Source organism: Rhizobium sp. CF122, from assembly GCF_000282035.1.
In the GTDB taxonomy this organism is placed as follows: domain Bacteria; phylum Pseudomonadota; class Alphaproteobacteria; order Rhizobiales; family Rhizobiaceae; genus Rhizobium.
In genome coordinates this window covers 145266-161610 of the sequence record NZ_AKKA01000068.1, presented here as the reverse complement: position 1 = coordinate 161610, position 16345 = coordinate 145266, and the positions used below count along the sequence as shown (strand labels likewise).

At 58.7% G+C, this 16345-nt stretch carries 19 protein-coding genes; 9 read left to right on the top strand and 10 right to left on the bottom strand.

Annotated elements, in window-relative coordinates; genetic code table 11:
• Positions 1-88: 88 nt before the first annotated feature.
• The 5 genes from PMI09_RS12420 to PMI09_RS12400 all read right to left on the bottom strand — a co-directional run bounded on the left by PMI09_RS12420 (position 89) and on the right by PMI09_RS12400 (position 4418).
• Entirely contained in the window at positions 89-838 is a 750-nt protein-coding gene (locus PMI09_RS12420) for a hypothetical protein (protein ID WP_007793833.1), read from the bottom strand.
• 234 nt (positions 839-1072) lie between these two features.
• On the bottom strand, positions 1073-1678 hold the full coding sequence (locus PMI09_RS12415; protein ID WP_007793830.1) for a transglutaminase-like cysteine peptidase: 606 nt from the start codon (positions 1676-1678) through the stop codon (positions 1073-1075).
• A 374-nt stretch (positions 1679-2052) separates the two neighbouring features.
• Positions 2053-3018 (bottom strand): prolyl aminopeptidase, encoded by a 966-nt coding sequence (gene pip / locus PMI09_RS12410; protein WP_007793829.1) that lies wholly within the window; start codon positions 3016-3018, stop codon positions 2053-2055.
• Positions 3019-3074: 56 nt separating this feature from the next.
• A complete protein-coding gene (locus PMI09_RS12405; protein ID WP_037082881.1) occupies positions 3075-3686 on the bottom strand; it encodes a PilZ domain-containing protein in 612 nt (203 codons plus the stop codon).
• Positions 3687-3776: 90 nt separating this feature from the next.
• A complete protein-coding gene (locus PMI09_RS12400) occupies positions 3777-4418 on the bottom strand; it encodes a PAS domain-containing protein (protein ID WP_007793823.1) in 642 nt (213 codons plus the stop codon).
• A gap of 296 nt (positions 4419-4714) precedes the next feature.
• Here PMI09_RS12400 and PMI09_RS12395 point away from each other — a divergent pair, with 296 nt between their 5' ends.
• Positions 4715-5479, top strand: a complete 765-nt coding sequence (locus tag PMI09_RS12395; protein WP_007793820.1) for a rhomboid family intramembrane serine protease — start codon at positions 4715-4717, stop codon at positions 5477-5479.
• Positions 5480-5582: 103 nt separating this feature from the next.
• Positions 5583-6017: a CBS domain-containing protein gene (locus tag PMI09_RS12390; RefSeq protein ID WP_007793817.1), complete on the top strand. Its 435-nt coding sequence runs from the start codon at positions 5583-5585 to the stop codon at positions 6015-6017.
• A gap of 15 nt (positions 6018-6032) precedes the next feature.
• Here the strand turns inward: PMI09_RS12390 and PMI09_RS12385 are convergent, their stop codons facing one another.
• The 3 genes from PMI09_RS12385 to folE all read right to left on the bottom strand — a co-directional run bounded on the left by PMI09_RS12385 (position 6033) and on the right by folE (position 8221).
• On the bottom strand, positions 6033-7004 hold the full coding sequence (locus PMI09_RS12385) for a patatin-like phospholipase family protein (protein ID WP_007793814.1): 972 nt from the start codon (positions 7002-7004) through the stop codon (positions 6033-6035).
• A 111-nt stretch (positions 7005-7115) separates the two neighbouring features.
• Positions 7116-7571 (bottom strand): phosphoribosyl-AMP cyclohydrolase, encoded by a 456-nt coding sequence (gene hisI / locus PMI09_RS12380; protein WP_007793811.1) that lies wholly within the window; start codon positions 7569-7571, stop codon positions 7116-7118.
• 29 nt (positions 7572-7600) lie between these two features.
• Positions 7601-8221, bottom strand: coding sequence for a GTP cyclohydrolase I FolE (gene folE / locus PMI09_RS12375; protein ID WP_007793808.1), 621 nt, complete (start codon positions 8219-8221; stop codon positions 7601-7603).
• Positions 8222-8528: 307 nt separating this feature from the next.
• Here folE and PMI09_RS12370 point away from each other — a divergent pair, with 307 nt between their 5' ends.
• The 4 genes from PMI09_RS12370 (at position 8529) to thrS (ending at position 12155) form a co-directional block, all read left to right on the top strand.
• The gene (locus PMI09_RS12370) at positions 8529-8975 is read left to right on the top strand and encodes an iron-sulfur cluster assembly scaffold protein (protein ID WP_007793804.1); all 447 of its coding nucleotides are present in this window, start codon (positions 8529-8531) and stop codon (positions 8973-8975) included.
• A gap of 12 nt (positions 8976-8987) precedes the next feature.
• On the top strand, positions 8988-9392 hold the full coding sequence (gene yidD, locus PMI09_RS30355; protein ID WP_081499067.1) for a membrane protein insertion efficiency factor YidD: 405 nt from the start codon (positions 8988-8990) through the stop codon (positions 9390-9392).
• A gap of 130 nt (positions 9393-9522) precedes the next feature.
• A complete protein-coding gene (locus tag PMI09_RS12365) occupies positions 9523-10047 on the top strand; it encodes a DUF1697 domain-containing protein (protein ID WP_007793799.1) in 525 nt (174 codons plus the stop codon).
• A gap of 122 nt (positions 10048-10169) precedes the next feature.
• Positions 10170-12155 carry a threonine--tRNA ligase gene (thrS, locus tag PMI09_RS12360; protein WP_007793796.1) on the top strand — a complete coding sequence of 662 codons (1986 nt, stop codon included), beginning with the start codon at positions 10170-10172 and terminating at the stop codon, positions 12153-12155.
• 86 nt (positions 12156-12241) lie between these two features.
• Here the strand turns inward: thrS and PMI09_RS12355 are convergent, their stop codons facing one another.
• Positions 12242-13342: a hypothetical protein gene (locus PMI09_RS12355; protein ID WP_007793793.1), complete on the bottom strand. Its 1101-nt coding sequence runs from the start codon at positions 13340-13342 to the stop codon at positions 12242-12244.
• A gap of 113 nt (positions 13343-13455) precedes the next feature.
• Here PMI09_RS12355 and PMI09_RS12350 point away from each other — a divergent pair, with 113 nt between their 5' ends.
• The 3 genes from PMI09_RS12350 to PMI09_RS12340 all read left to right on the top strand — a co-directional run bounded on the left by PMI09_RS12350 (position 13456) and on the right by PMI09_RS12340 (position 15879).
• A complete protein-coding gene (locus PMI09_RS12350; RefSeq protein WP_007793791.1) occupies positions 13456-14040 on the top strand; it encodes a nitroreductase family protein in 585 nt (194 codons plus the stop codon).
• Complete coding sequence (locus tag PMI09_RS12345; RefSeq protein ID WP_007793787.1) at positions 14040-14642, top strand: flavin reductase family protein; 603 nt, start codon at positions 14040-14042, stop codon at positions 14640-14642. The genes PMI09_RS12350 and PMI09_RS12345 overlap by 1 nt, the downstream gene beginning before the upstream one ends.
• 100 nt (positions 14643-14742) lie before the next feature.
• Complete coding sequence (locus PMI09_RS12340) at positions 14743-15879, top strand: DUF2336 domain-containing protein (protein ID WP_037082877.1); 1137 nt, start codon at positions 14743-14745, stop codon at positions 15877-15879.
• Here the strand turns inward: PMI09_RS12340 and PMI09_RS32195 are convergent.
• Entirely contained in the window at positions 15876-16286 is a 411-nt protein-coding gene (locus PMI09_RS32195) for a hypothetical protein (protein WP_007793782.1), read from the bottom strand. The two genes, PMI09_RS12340 and PMI09_RS32195, sit on opposite strands and share 4 nt — an antisense overlap.
• Positions 16287-16345: the final 59 nt, after the last annotated feature.

Sequence of the window (16345 nt, the reverse complement as noted above, 5' to 3'; positions counted from 1 at the left end):
CCGGCGCGATCGTTCTCTCCGCAAATTATCCGTCTGGGGTTACCAATCCGTTTATGATTAATCGTTTCTTTCGCCACATCGGATCATTCTAGCGACGTGTCGCAGAAGCGTTCACAAGTCGCGCCTCCACAAAATGGCGAATAGCGGCGTCAATATGGTCCCAATCGGGCAGATGCGTGCTTGAGAAGCGGTAAAGCACAGTTAAGTCGCGACCGACTTTTATATCGCGCTGGCAATCGCCGCTGGTGGCCATTTGAGGCGTCGCTGGCAAGGCGCAACGCACGACGTAATCCGGGGCGCCGGGGCGTGGCGCGGTCAACAGAACTTCGCCAGCATAACCTGCGTCTGCGCGCAGGCGGTGCAGCGTCATGCCATTGGCAAAGGGCACGCCGTCACCCTCGATCAGATGCGAGTAGATCGGCTCGAGGCGTCCGGACATATCCCGCGACATCGTGCTCTGCGCGATCTGGAGGAAGATCAGTCCCGACGACCGGGCAATGTCGTCGAAACGCTCGCGATGCTCGTTGCTGTAGCCCTGCATTTCCGGCCATGTGAGATAGAGGTCCGCCCGTTCGGAAAGGCCGTCTTTCCGCTGGCTGGGGAAGCGCAGCGTGTTTTCGGGAAGACTGAGGGTATCGCGGCCGATCGTCAGGGTGATCGGAGCGGTCGAATCTGTATTGCCGGCGAGGGAAATGCGGCCCCCAAACCAGCGACCACCGAAACTGATGATCAGCGTCAATGCCGCAAGGCAGGCGACAACGACCGTAAGACGGACGATGAAGCGCGTCGACAGGAGCGGCGATTCCTCAATCTCGTGGGCAGTACCTGTATGGTTCATGGCGGCCTTCGGATGTCAGACCGCCGCGAAAAGAACAGGAGTCGCCGGTGCCGTTGATTATTTCGGCAATAATCCGGCTACCACAGTTAACAGACAATTAAACGCACATTGAAGCCGAAAAAAATGAACCGCTCCCGGGACAGCGGGAGCGGTTCTATGGCGCCGGTCAGGGACGGGGATGCGGGGGACGACCGGAGCCGTATGGTTGTCGCCATCTATCCGGCGACAGCATGCCTACTTGACGCTGCCGACCGCTACTGCGCGACCATCCTGCAGCTTGACCCAGCGAGTCGGATCGTCGGCGGACTGACGTTTCAGGTACGTGTATTCTGTGTCGGCCCAAAGCATGACCTTGTTGCGCATGTTATCGAGAATGAAATCGCCGCGGTCGGTGCGGACCGTCAGCACCGCATGGCCTTCGCCATTCGGCTGCAGGACCACAGTCATCAGCAGATCGGAAGGCGAAAAGCCGGCCTCGATCAGCATCTTGCGCTTCAACAGCGCATAGTCCTCGCAATCGCCAGCCGTGCGAGGGTAGGCCCAGCGCTCCTCAACACCGTAGATTTCCTTGTCAGTCAGCGGCGTGATCGACGAATTGACCTGGTAGTTCACCTTGAGGATCGCCTTCCAGCGCTCTTCCGTCAGAAGGAGTTCGCCTTGATCACCGGCCGCATTGGCGCAATCGGCGGGCATCTCCTTGCAGAATTGATAGGCGCCGATCGGCGGGCTCGCGTTTCCAAGGATCGTCATGTTGAGGGGGCTCGCTTGTCCCGAACCCGCCATCGCAATCAACATCGCACCGACGGCCAAACTGCCTTTGATGAAAGTCGCTATCGTCATTTGTCGTCTCCCCGTTGTGAGAAGAACCTGACACAGACGCTTTTATTCAGCGCAAAATTACGCAGTTAAATTAAAGGCTTAGTTGATTCAAACACGCAGAGAAATCGACTAAAAACAAAATCGAATACACCTAAAATTCGAAGCGCTTTCGCGCTTATTTTGATTAAAATTGTTCCTTCCCAGGAAAGGCGATCCGGCGTGTGATCGGAGCGTTCTGGGACAAATTATTAACGGCGCGACCAGACTGGAGGTTTCTGGAGGACTTTATTTACCATCCAAGCCGGTCGCGGTGCTGGCCTGCGCTTCGATTGAAACCGAGGAACTAGCGCCAAAAGTGGCCGATTGGCCGAGCGATTTCAGCTTCGGTGCCAGAATTATTTTTGAGAAATTTCGCGAAAAGTGTCTGTCGCGTCGACGATTGTGCCGGCCAAATCCTCGTGCGATGCCGAATGGGCGGCATTCTCCACGACAACAAGCCTGCTTTGCGGCCAGGCTTTCGAGAGCTCCCACGCCGTTACGAGTGGCGCTTCGAGGTCTAGCCGCCCCTGAACAAGCACACCAGGTATGCCCGCCAGTCTTTCTGCATCACGCAGCAGGACGCTGTCGTCCAGCCAGGCGAGATTGCGGAAGTAATGTGTGATCCTAGCCCGTGTCAGCAGGTAGCTGGGATCTTGCCAACGGCGAGGGAGCCCCTTGGGATCAGCGCGGAGGATCGAAGCCGCCTCCCAGTCGTGCCAATTGCGCGCGGCCTCAAGGCGGACGTCTTTCCGGGGCGAGTTGAGAAGACGGTGATACCCCTCAAGTACGCCGAGTTCCCTGAAATCGGCAGGAAGTGCGTTCAGCAAGCGGTCCCACTCCGCGGGAAAGAGCCTGCCCATTCCATGCACGAGCCAGTCGATTTCCGAAGGCCGCGTGGTGGTAACCCCTGCAAGCACCATCGCGCGAACGCTCGCGGGATAGGTCTCAGCATAGGCAAGTGCCAAGGTCGAACCCCACGAGGTTCCGAGCAGCAACCAGCGTGTCACCCTGAGGTGATTTCGCAGCCTCTCGATGTCCTCGACCAAGTGCCAGGTAGTGTTCGCGTGAAGTTCGGTGCTCATATCGGCAGCGCTTGGCAGACTACGGCCGCAATTGCGCTGGTCAAAGAGGACGATGCGATAGGCAGAGGGATCAAAGTAGCGACGAGCGAACGTCGAACAGCCGGAGCCGGGGCCTCCATGCAGGTAGAGCGCCGGCAAACCATTCCGATTGCCGCAGGCCTCCCAATAGATCCGCTGCCCGTCGCCCACATCAAGAAGGCCGTGGTCGTAGGGTTCTATTTCAGGATAGAGACTCGTCATGCGCCACCCTTCCGGCAGCCTCACGCATCATGTGCGCGACGCACTGGTGACAGCAATCAAAGAAACTCGCGAAGCGTTTCGCGTGACTGGATCGACAGGAACTCGATCGCCACGCCTTCTACGAAATGACGGACGACGCGGCCACGCATGTTGCCGAGGCGGAGAGGTGTACCAATCGGCGGACGCACCTCGACATCGACTGCGGCGCCGGAGAGCGACAAATCCATGATGCGGCAGCTATAGCGGGCGCCGTCTTCCAACGTGATTTCGGTTTTGGTCTCGCGCGGCGTCAGGCGATCGTGACGCCGGTCTTCAGGAAGACCGAGTTCATGCTTGTTTGCAAGCCAGGTGAGCTGCGCCGCGAGCTTCTCCCGCTTGCGTTCGGTCGCATGGATCGACATGGAGAAACCACGACCATCGACCGTCTGCACATAGCCTTCGACGCGTCCGAGGTGGTCGATGTAGGCTACAACACGCTCGCTGGCGCGCGGACGTCCCTGGCAAGTCACGTACATATCGCCCGGCGACATGTCGATCACCAGGCACTCAAATTCCTCGTAATTCGCCAGCATCAACCGGCCCTGCATGTTAATAGGTACGCGTTGAAAGGCACCTTGTTCGAGGCGAGGCGCAGTCCGTTGCGTCTGAACTTGCTGGAACGCGTGCATCAAAGGGCTTCTTCATAAAATACAACCGCCCGATCATTACCCGCAATCCCTTAACAGAAGGTTGTTCAGGTTCGTCCTCTACGCACGCAATCAGTTGTGTCGAACCGGAACACTGGGAGTGTCGGCTTCAGCAAATAGACCAGACATGACGCGTCGCATTGTATCGGTGATCGAGGGTGGACGCGCGTATAGCGTGTGCTTGTCCTCAAGCTCCGTGTCATTAGGCTTCTCATCGCCACCAAGCCGTTCGTGCAGCAATCGGCTGCGATCGAGAGCGAGGAACTGGAGCGGCACGACTTCGAGCCAGCTTAACGCGGCCGCAGGAGCGATGGCGCCCAGCAGCTTGTCGCATTCGCCGTTGTCGGAGCGTAGCGGCAGCAGGATCACTTCGAAGCAGGCACGATGACCGGCCGCCGTGAAACCCGTGGCGTTGAGCAGCGCGGGGATCGCGTGTGTCATGATGCCGACCGCTGTGGGCTCGATGTCGTCATTCCCATACGCCCAGAGCTCGGAAAACGGGGCGCCACCGAGATCGCGGCCAAAGAGATCGCAAATACGCGTTCCGGCAAGACGGAACGCGACGCGACCTGTGTCGGTTGTTTCGAGGAGAAACACACTTGATAGAATCTGCCGCAAATCCGTTGGTTCGACCTGCGATCTCAACGGCGCAAGGTCTTGGCCGCGGATGCGATTCCAATATTCGAATAGGTCGATCGTGGTTTTGAGACGCATTACGGCACCGGCTGTTTCACTTTGGATCAAAACACAGCCGTCATGGCCGTGCAGTCTGATGCCGTGCGTATTTCGTGCCAACTCGCGGCGGTTAAGGTTAAGGAAGGGTTTCGATTGAGCCGCCAGCCGTGCCGTGGCAGTGTTTCCTCATCGCTTCCTGCCTTCGGGAAGTTCAGCACGGACTGTCGGGCGCGGGTCTATCCCTAGACGCTCGAAGGCCGTCCGGTCTTTGCCGGACGGCTTTTTTTTTGACCTTTCGTCCTGTAAGGCTGTGCCGCAATCAAGCGAGGACGAAGATGAACGAGCACTCGGTCGAGCCGCAAGCGGCGATGGAACCTCCGGCGCCGCGGTCACCCATCTTCAACCTTCCAGGCTCGGTGCTCGCAGCACTTGCGCTATTGGGGCTGATATACGCCGTTCAATCACTGTTTCTATCTGGCAACGGTCTCGACTGGCTGTTCTTCAATTTCGGCTTCATTCCGTTGCGGTACATCACGCCGTTGTCGGAGCAGGGCCCGCAACTTCTCTGGACGCCGATCACCTATTCGCTCCTTCACGGCAGCATAGAGCATATCGTTTTCAACGGGCTATGGCTGATGGCCTTTGGTACGCCGGTGGCGCGCCGAATTGGCGCGTTCCGATTTGTCACCTTCTGGGTGCTATCCGCGATCGCGTCCGCCGCTCTCCATGCGGCCTTGAATTGGGGAGAGGCCACGTTGCTGATCGGCGCGTCCGGCGTTGTGTCCGGCCTGATGGGCGCCGCCTGCCGCTTTGCATTCCCACCGGAACAGCGGATTGCCCGGCCGGCGCATCTCAATGCGCGTCTTTCGATGCTCGAAGCGTTTCACAGCCGCACGGTCGTCGCATTCATTCTCTTCTGGTTCGTGGGCAATCTGCTGATTGCCGTCGGCGTCCCGCTGATCGGCGACGGGTCGCAGGCAATCGCCTGGGACGCCCATATCGGAGGGTTCATTTTCGGCTTCATTCTCTTCAGTCTTTTTGACCGGAAGCCGCCCGAGGAGCCGCTAACTTCAGAAGCATCGGATATATTGCAATCTTGAGAGTTGGAGTGCACCATTCGAACTGATCCGTAATGGGAGGAGAAACCGCCGCGGATGCCTGTGATCAGTAGAAGTGCTTCACTTTCGACATAGGAGGTTCAAAATGTCCAATACAGTCAAGGCCATACTCGATACAAAAGGCAGGGATGTCGTAACCGCCGGGCCGAACACGACCGTTTCCGAAGCGGCTGTGATTCTCAGCAAGAAAAAGATCGGCGCCATTGTCATCGTTGGGATGGAGAACAAGATTTCCGGGATTTTCACGGAGCGCGACGTGGTGCATGCGATCGCCAAGGGGGGAGCCGCCTGTCTCGATCAGCCCGTTGGCTCGTTGATGACCGCAAAGGTTTACCGGTGCCATGAAGATTCAACCGTGAACGACCTGATGGGGCTGATGACAAGCCGTCGCTTCCGCCACGTTCCCGTTGAGACGAATGGCAAGCTCGCGGGTATCATCTCGATTGGCGACGTCGTGAAAACCCGTATCGCGGAAGTCGAACTGGAAGCAGAGCAGATCAAGGCCTACATCGCCGGCTGAACGCTTCGCCGGCGCCTAGAGAGAGCCGGCGAATATTTCCTGCATACGTTTCAATTCAGGAAGCCGCAGCTTAGCTTCCTCGTAGCCGCGCTCGATCGCTTCTCCGGCGCGATGGAACTCTGACAAGCCGATGTCGCCGAGGCGCGGCTGAAGCGACATATCCGGCGGATCGCCCGCAAGGCGCGCACGCGCAATCCTGTCCTGGATAATGTTGAACGCCTGCACCATCACACCGGTCATGCCGAGCCTGGCATAGGGCGCCTCTTCGCGCCGGTGCACTTCGGATGGCGAGAGGGTGGCATTGTGCCGGACGACGGCTGATCGACCATAAAGATCGTAGTTCAGGTTGACCGCAACCACGAGCGGCTGCTCATAGGCGCGGCATACGGAGACGGGAACCGGATTGACCAAGGCGCCGTCGACAAGCGTCCGCTGGTTGCTGCGAATGGGTTCGAAGATACCGGGCAGGGCATAGGAGGCGCGAAGCGCCGTGATCAGCGATCCGTTGGCGATCCAGACCTCGTGCCCGGTGTTGACCTCGGCAGCGACGGCCACGAACGGCCGGTCCAGATCTTCGACGTTCAGGCCCTCTAGATGTTCCTGCATGCGCTTTGTCAGCCGCATGCCGCCGAACAAGCCGCTGCCGCCGATCGTCAGGTCGAGCAGACTGGCGATGCGCCGCATTGTCAGCGAACGGGCAAATCCTTCCAGTTCATCAAGCTTGCCGGCCAGATAGCAACCCCCGACCAAGGCTCCGATCGAGGTTCCGGCGACCATGCCGATCTCGATGCCTTCCTCGTCCAAGGCGCGTAGGACACCTATATGCGCCCAACCGCGCGCCGCACCTCCTCCCAGCGCAAGGGCAAGTTTGGTTTTTTTGGGCGCAGACGCGGGAATGGCGGGAGCGTTCATGTCTGGCGCTGTCGGGGTGCTGGTGTTGGACGTGCCTACGTCGGAGCTTTGGCGGTACAAACCCCAATTCAGCATGGCTCGCCTCCCTCCCGGCAAACAATCAAAAACGAACTATATTAGTGGCCCGCGTCCCTTTCCAATTCGTATATAGGCGTAGATTTTGGCCCAATAAGAGGCAATTTTCGGCTAAGAGTCTTTTCCGTAAACTTCATTGGGATCGAACTGGAGCTCATCATCGACAATTTCGAGCATCGGCTTGCCCTCTTCGAGGTTGACGGTTCTATAGAAGCAGGACCGGCGGCCGGTGTGACAGGTGGCATCGTGGCCAGCGACCTCTACCTTCAGCCAGATCGCATCCTGATCGCAATCCGTCCGTATTTCCTTGACCATCTGGGTGTTGCCAGAAGTCTCGCCCTTGATCCAGAGCTTGCCCCGCGAGCGGCTGAAATAATGCGCCTTTCCGGTCTGGATGGTCAGGGCGAGAGCCTGCGCATTCATATGCGCCACCATCAGCAATTCGCCATCGGTAGCATCGGTGACGATCGCGGTGATCAGACCGCGATCGTCAAACCGCGGCGTGAAATCGCCCGCGTCCTCGAGTTCTGATTTATCGTCGGACGGTGTGTTGAACGCAAAGGGCATCGTCGCGGCTTTCTTAATCGAAGCCGTATTCAGCGGCCCCGGACCATAGACATGAATCGGGCTTGATCAGCCGGCTCAGTTTTGAACGTTCCGGTAAATGTTGTCGTCAATGTGGTCGAGCCCTGCTTTTGTACACCGCGCATCGCCATGCACATATGTTCGGCCTCGATCATGACGGCGACGCCGCGGGGAGCGAGCGTGTCGTCGATGGCCTTTGCGATCTGGGCCGTCATGGTTTCCTGCGTTTGCAGGCGGCGAGCGTAGATTTCGACGACCCGCGCGATCTTCGAAAGGCCAAGGACCTTGCCGTCGGGCATGTAAGCGACATGCGCCTTGCCGATGATCGGAACCATATGGTGTTCGCAATGGGAGAAGAAGGGAATGTCTCTGACCAGGACCATGTCGTCGTAGCCGGCAACCTCTTCAAAGGTGCGGCCAAGCACGTCTTCCGGGTCCATATCATAGCCGGCGAAAAGTTCGCGATAGGCTTTTGCCACGCGCGCCGGGGTATCCAGCAGGCCTTCACGCGACGGATCGTCGCCCGCCCAACGCAGCAGCGTGCGGATGGCGTCCTCGGCTTCTCTCTGGCTTGGCCGATCGGCTTCTAGATCGGCGGGGGTCTGCGGAAAATTCTTGATGATGGCGTCCATATGCAACTGTCTCCTGATCCGCTTTTGCGGACCGTCTTTCGGACTAGCCACTGGCAATTCCACTCAAGGGAATTCATGCACCTTTGGCAGGCTCCGGGGCTTTCAGGGCTTGAATTGCTGCCCGTCCGGCACGGTTTCCCAATCAAACTTAGCCGAGGCCATTGCATTTTTCTGGCCTTCGAACGACATACATATAGGAAAACGGCATCCTTATGTAAGTCTCCCGGCACGACACGCTGTGTTTTTCTTTTGTGCTACAATGAGTTTTGAGGCGCCGATCCGCATGAATTCTGGAGCGGAATCCACGATGGACGATATCTACAACAGCAAGATCCTCGAATTTGCGGGCAACATTCCACTGATCGGCAGCCTGCCGGACGCGGACGCCAGCGCCCAGGCGCATTCCAAGCTTTGCGGCTCCAAGGTCAAAATCTGGCTGAAAATGGACGGCGGCACCGTGACCGGATTTGCGCATGACGTCAAGGCTTGCGCGCTTGGACAAGCATCCTCTTCGATCATGGCGCGCCATGTAATCGGCGCCAATGCGAGTGAGCTACGCAAGGCGCGAGAGGATATGCTGGCGATGTTGAAGGCGGACGGCGAGGGGCCGGAAGGCCGTTTCGAAGACATGCGCTATCTCCGCCCCGTCAAGGACTACAAAGCGCGACATGCCTCCACAATGTTGACCTTCGATGCCGTTGTTGACGCAATTGGCCAGATCGAGGCCAAGCGCGCCGAAACGGTCGAGGCCTGAGCGGCATAGCCGATGTGCGAATTCTGTTCGATCAATCGCGATGACGACGAAGATGAGGGTGGCGCCGCTGCGCGCCGTAGACCCGCACGCTCCTACTCCCGCAATTACTCCGGCCCGTTCCGCAAGACACCGGGGAGGTTGCTCGGGATGGGCTTTATTCGCGCCTATCAGCTGACGCTCTCTGGTTTCATCGGGAATTCATGCCGCCACATTCCGACTTGCTCTGAGTACGGTTATGAGGCAGTTGCGCGCCACGGGTTGTGGAGCGGTGGATGGATGACACTGTTTCGCGTCGCGCGTTGTGGACCCGGAGGCACCAGCGGACTCGACCCGGTTCCCGAGAAGCTCGGCGAGCACTTACACTGGTGGACACCGTGGCGCTACCTCGCGTTGGGGCGCAAGGCAGCAGAGAGATGACGCAGGGCGCATCTAGGGTATTTTCGCGGTCGTCACGATGTCGCCGATGCCTTCCACAAGCGCATCGATGCGGCCTCAAGCATAACCCTGACGATCTTCCCAAGGGCGGCGACACGGAGTTCTAGAAAGCATGATCTACGTTGCGCTGCTGCATAGTATCGTGCTTGCGCCCGGTCGCCGCGTGGTGATGTCCGACCTTCGCGACATGGCCAAAAATATCGGTTACCGAGATCCGAGGACGCTGGTTTCGACCGGCAATATCGTGTTCGAGGCGGACGCCTTGCCACTGGCGGGTATTGAGGCAAGGCTGGAAGCCGCGTTCAAAGCGAGGTTCGGCAAGCCCGTCGATATTATCGTGCGCGAAAGTACCGACTGGTTGAAACTTGCAAAGTCCAATCCATTTCTGGACGGCGAGGGCAGCCAGGTGATCGTCCGTGTGATGCGCAAACCGCTCGACCCCGCCACCATCGAGGCGCTTCGCCCTTATGCCGATCCGAAGCAGCGTCTGGCGCTCACCGGCGGTGATCTCTGGATCGATTTTGCCGGAAAGCCAAGCGAATGGAAGCTGCTTTCGGCACTGACGACCAAGCGCATGGGCGTCGGCACGCTGCGAAACTGGAACACAGTTCGCGGCCTTGCGGAAATGATCGGCTGAACCGGCTTCTTCTTTACTCAATCGGCAAATCTCGGTATCAGGCGGCGGCGCATTCGTGCGGACGAAGCGCTTCATTGCAACCACCCGCATTCGTTGGCGGGACTGGACAAGGAGAATTCTAGATGTCCCAATCCGTTTCCCTGACATTTCCCGATGGTTCCGTGCGTAGCTACGATGCTGGCGCAACCGGTAAGGATGTCGCAGAATCCATTTCCAAGTCACTTGCCAAGAAGGCAGTCGCGATTGCGATCGACGGCCAGGTCCGCGACCTTTCCGATCCGGTGACGGCAGGCGCGATTGAAATCATTACCCGCACCGATGGTCGCGCGCTGGAGCTGATCCGGCATGACGCAGCCCACGTGATGGCGGAAGCTGTGCAGGAGCTCTGGCCCGGCACGCAGGTAACGATCGGCCCGGTCATCGAGAACGGTTTCTACTACGACTTTGCCAAGAACGAGCCCTTCACACCGGACGATCTGCCAAAGATCGAAAAGAAGATGAAGGAGATCATCGCTCGCAACGCGCCGTTCACGAAAGAAGTCTGGTCGCGCGAGAAGGCCAAGGACGTTTTCGCCGCCAAGGGTGAAAGCTACAAGGTCGAGCTCGTCGATGCGATTCCCCAAGGCCAGGATCTGAAGATCTACTATCAGGGCGACTGGTTCGACCTGTGCCGCGGGCCGCATATGGCGTCCACCGGCCAGATCGGCACGGCGTTCAAGCTGATGAAAGTGGCCGGCGCCTACTGGCGCGGTGACAGCAACAATCCGATGCTGACCCGCATCTACGGCACGGCATTCGCCGAGCAGGCAGATCTCGACAATTACCTGCACGTGCTTGCCGAAGCCGAGAAGCGCGATCATCGCCGCCTCGGCCGCGAAATGGACCTTTTCCACTTCCAGGAAGAAGGTCCGGGCGTCGTTTTCTGGCACGGCAAGGGATGGCGCATGTTCCAGACGCTTGTCGCCTATATGCGCCGCCGCCTCGCTGAAGACTACCAGGAGGTCAACGCGCCGCAGGTGCTCGACAAGTCACTCTGGGAAACTTCCGGCCACTGGGGCTGGTACCGCGACAACATGTTCAAGGTCACGGTTGCCGGCGACGATACGGATGACGACCGTGTCTTCGCGCTGAAGCCGATGAACTGCCCCGGTCACGTGCAGATCTTCAAGCACGGCCTGAAGTCTTACCGCGAACTGCCAATCCGTCTTGCGGAATTCGGTACCGTTCACCGCTACGAGCCGTCAGGCGCTCTGCATGGGTTGATGCGCGTGCGTGGCTTTACGCAGGATGACGCGCACATCTTCTGCACCGATGAGCAGATGGCAGCCGAGTGCCTGAAGATCAACGATCTGATCCTGTCCGTCTACAAGGACTTCGGCTTCGACGAGATCACCATCAAGCTTTCGACGCGCCCCGAAAAGCGTGTTGGTTCGGACGACCTTTGGGATCGCGCCGAAAGCGTCATGACTGATGTGCTGGAGACGATCCAGCAGCAGTCGAACAACATCAAGACCGGCATCCTGCCGGGCGAGGGCGCGTTCTACGGTCCGAAGTTCGAATATACGCTGAAGGACGCGATCGGCCGGGAATGGCAGTGCGGCACGACGCAGGTCGACTTCAACTTGCCGGAACGCTTCGGTGCGTTCTACATCGACAGCAACTCCGAAAAGACGAAGCCGGTCATGATCCACCGCGCCATCTGCGGCTCGATGGAGCGCTTCCTCGGCATCCTGATCGAGAACTTCGCGGGACACCTGCCGCTGTGGGTATCGCCACAGCAAGTGGTTGTGGCGACGATCACCTCCGAGGCCGATGGCTATGGCGCCGAAGTTACGGCAGCACTTCGCGACGCCGGCCTGACGGTCGAGACTGACTTCCGTAACGAGAAGATCAATTACAAGATCCGCGAACATTCCGTCACGAAAGTTCCGGTCATCATCGTCTGCGGCAAGAAGGAAGCGGAAGAGCGCACCGTCAATATCCGCCGTCTCGGCAGCCAGGAGCAAACTTCGATGTCGCTTGACGAGGCGATTGCAAGCCTCGGGCTCGAAGCCACGCCACCAGACATCCGCCGGAAGGCGGAAGCCAGGAAGGCCAAGGCAGCCTGACCTGCCTCCAGCTCTAAAATACAAAGCCGCCCGGTCTTTAACAGGATCGGGCGGTTTTTCTTTGTCTGCGATACTCTGAAAGCCGATTACTCCACGTCGTCGCCGGTGCCAGCGCCGCCGCTCTGCAACTGGTCGTAGGAAGGCAGCGGCGCTTGCGTCCTCGGCGCGGCGTCACCCGTTGGCGGCTGTTGATCGGGCTGAACCTGCACCGTTTTAGCGGCTTCCGTCGGCTCTTCGGGTTGTACGTCCTTCATCAGCACTTCGACATCGGTGTTCTTGCCAGCCTCAACCTTGAAATCGCGCTGGTAGATCTTGTCCTTGTTTCGAGCGACGGCAGAGTATTCGCCTTCGGCAAGGACCATCGTCGGGAAGGCGCTAACGCTCTCGCCGACACTATCACCAGCGGCGGTCAGGATCGACCAGGCTGTATCGGCAATCGCTTCGCCACCAGCATCGGATACGAGTTTGAAGGTGATCTGCGCGGCTTTGTGCTGGATCGTTGCTTCTGTCAGCTTGCCGGCCTCCACCTGGATGTCAGCACGGATCGATGCGTTGGTGTCGCCGTATTCGGAGACGATGTGGTAGGTCCCGGCATTGAGACGAACCACGGTGTTGGGCGGCACGTCAGCCATGACAAGACCGCGCTCGCCGTCCTCACGCACCTCAGCGGAATAAATCGAGAAACTGAGCTGATCCGGCCGAATGCGGACGTCTGAGCCCGATACGGCGTTCAACAGCAAGCCACCGGCTTCCAGCACCATCGTCTGCTTGTCGACCTGACCGTCTTCGGGAACCGTTAGCTTGCGGGTAACACCGGCGCGGCCGAAGGAAACATTGACGAAATAATCTCCTGGCGCGAGCTGGAAGTCCGCAGAGCCGCCCTGTGAGGATGCGATCAGCGGCAGCTTGCCATCAGAGCCCGTCATGGGGCTAAACACATACCAGGATAGTCCGTCCTGAACCGCATCGCCATTGGCCGTCAGCTTTGCCTCAAGGGCGACCTCGTGCAGCTTCGAACCCTGCGGCGCCGTACCCGGCGCGATGAAGGCATTCAGCTTCGGCATCTTCGCCGTCGTATCCAACTGCTTGAAGGTCTGGAAGGCATCCTGCGCCTGGCTGCTTAAAGGCAGTAGAGCGGTGAAAGCCAAGGCCAGGCTTATGCGTGCATATGGCGAAATGCCAACCATGTGTCGTGCGAACCAATTGACATCTGAAATCACAGAGGCCACTTCAAGACCAACGCGATGGCAAATTCAAGACCCATCCGAAATGCTGTCATGAAAATGGAAGTCTCTCCCGCATGAAATCCGATATCAAGCTCATCGACTATCTCGGTGTCCGCCGTTCTATTCCCGCGTTTCAGATGTGCGAGCCGGGGCCTAACAAGGCCGAGATCGAAGAGATTTTGCGCCTGGCGTCCCGTGTGCCTGATCACGGCAAGCTCGCGCCTTGGCGCTTTATCGTCTATCGCGGCGAAGAGCGTGCCCGGATCGGCGAAAAACTTCTGAAGCTTGCACTCGAGGCCAAGCCAGAGCTTTCTGATGAAATGATACAAGTGGAACGTACCCGTTTCACTCGCGCTCCTGTCGTCGTTGCCGTCGTCAGCAAGGCCGGCCCGCACATCAAGATCCCCGAGTGGGAGCAGTTGATGTCTGCCGGCGCAGTCTGCCTCAACATCATCTTTGCCGCCAATGCCCATGGATGGGTTGCCAATTGGCTGACCGAATGGTTCGCCTACGACGAGCGCGCCTATGAGCTCCTCGGCGTCGGGCCGGGCGAGAAGATCGCGGGCTTTATTCACATGGGCTCGACGACGTTTCCTGCCATCGAACGCCCGCGTCCGGAGTTGACCGAGACAGTCACCTGGGTTGGCGGAGAGGACTGATGTTCTATACCACTGATACGAACCGGCATGGTCTGGCGCATGATCCCTTCAAGGCGATTGTCGCGCCGCGTCCAATCGGCTGGATCGGCAGCAAGGGAAGTGACGGCTCGATCAATCTCGCGCCGTACTCTTTCTTCAATGCGATCTCCGACCGCCCGAAACTCGTGATGTTCTCCTCTGCCGGTCTCAAGCACAGCCAGAGGAATGCGATCGAAACCGGCGAGTTCACCTGCAACTTCGTGAGCCGGAACCTGGTGGAGAAGATGAACGTTTCGTCGGCGGCCGTCGACTACGGCGTCGACGAGTTTGCGCTTGCCGGTCTGACGGCAAGGAGGGGCGAGCTTGTCGATGCGCCCTATGTCGCCGAAGCCTTTGCCGTGCTCGAATGCAAGGTAACGGAAACCCTTGTGCCGAAGTCACTCACCGGCGGGGATTCCGAAAACATCATGGTCTTCGGCCAGGTTATCGGCATCCGCATCGACGAAACAATCATTCGCGATGGCCGCCTCGATATGGCGATCGCTAGGCCGATCGCGCGCATGGGTTACATGGACTACAGCGAAGGCTGCGACGTATTCGAAATGTTCCGGCCGCAGCTTTGACGCTTAACGAACATGGTGAACCAATCATAAACTTTTTGCCCGTACCGTAAATTCACTGATTGGAGTGCGAGAGAATCGCATTCGGGCATGGGGCACACGGGTGATCGTAGAAGCATTTCTTCGTTGGGCGGAAACCGCCAAGGCCGGAGACAGGGCCCGTGCGGCCAATGCCCTCGGCAGAGCCTATTTGCAGTCCGAGATGGCTGCAGCAGAACGCGCGGCCGCCGAGATGGCCATGACTTTCCTGCTCGACGACCCGTCCCCCAAGGTCAGGCTGGCTCTTGCTGAGGCGATCTCGTGGTCGCCGGACGCACCGCGCGCCGTTATTCTCTCGCTCGCAGCGGATCAGCCCGAAATTGCATGCCACGCCGTCACATGCTCGCCCTTGCTGTCGGATTCCGATCTGGTGGATTTTGCTGCCGGCGGTAGCGACGTTACGCGAATGCTGATTGCAGCGCGTGGAACGATCTCACGGCCGGTCGCCGCCGCACTTGCTGAAATTGGCGAAGAAGAGACCATCATGTGCCTTCTCGAAAACGAAGGAGCCGCGATCGCACCTTACTCGCTCAAGAGAATCGCCGAGCGTCTCGGCCACCATTGCGAGATCCGCAATCTGCTGCTGGATCGTGGGGATTTGCCTGCGGACGCTCGCCAGTTGTTGACGCAGCATGTCAGCGTCGCCCTCGTCAATCTGCCATTGGCGCAAGCGACGATCGATCCGAGCCGGCGGCATCGGATCAGCCGGGAGGCCAACGAAGCCGCTGTCGTCTCGATTGCGGGCGAGCTTACGCCGCGCGAGATTTCAGACCTTGTCGAACATTTGCGGGTAAGCGGCCAGCTGACGCCGTCCTTTCTGATACATGCCCTCTGCTCCGGCAAGGTGGAGTTCTTCGCGACTGCAATTGTCAACCTTACGGGTTGTGACGAGCGACGCGTTCGCTCCATCCTTGCAACCGGGCGCATGCACGCCGTGCGCGCCCTCTACGAATCGGCCGGCCTTGCCCGCGACATCAGCGTGATTTTCGTCGAGGCAACGCTGCTGTGGCGGGAAGCATCGAAGAATCTTTCCGCCACCATGCTGGGCGACGTCTGCGGCAAGCTGCTCGAGAAGTTCCGTTGGCATGGAACGCACGGTGCTGCCCAAGAACTCCTCGAGATGGTCGAGAGGCTGCACATTGCGGAGCAGCGACAGCATGCGCGCGCGTACGCGCAAGTAGCATCTCTCGCGGCGGCCTAGGGGTGAAGCCGTTTCGCGACCCAGGAATAACTTCCCGAGACAAAATGGACGGGTGAAACCAGCACTGTTTTCATATCGCTGCCGGATGGTAGATGTGCGCGTACCTGGCCTGCCACCCGATCAGCGAAGACCGACAACCGGCTTTGTGTTTCAGCTGGTGCGGGCGGTTTTGGTATGTTTTCTACGACAGCCTTTGGTGTATCCGGCGGCGTAGCGGGCTTCGGCGGCTCGCAAACGGCAATGACTGTTGGGTAGCCTGCATTTGTAAACTGCTTCAGCTGCCTTTCCGAGTCAGCGTCGCACATTGTAACTGTCTGCCACTGTTTCTCGACCGTGGCGATGTAGTTGCATTGTGTAACCGAGTCGTTGCACCCTAAGATGGTCATTGCAACCAATACCGCTTGCATAATATGGCCTTATGAATATTGAAACTCTGCCTCTTAGAGACTGTAATTCCAACGGAATG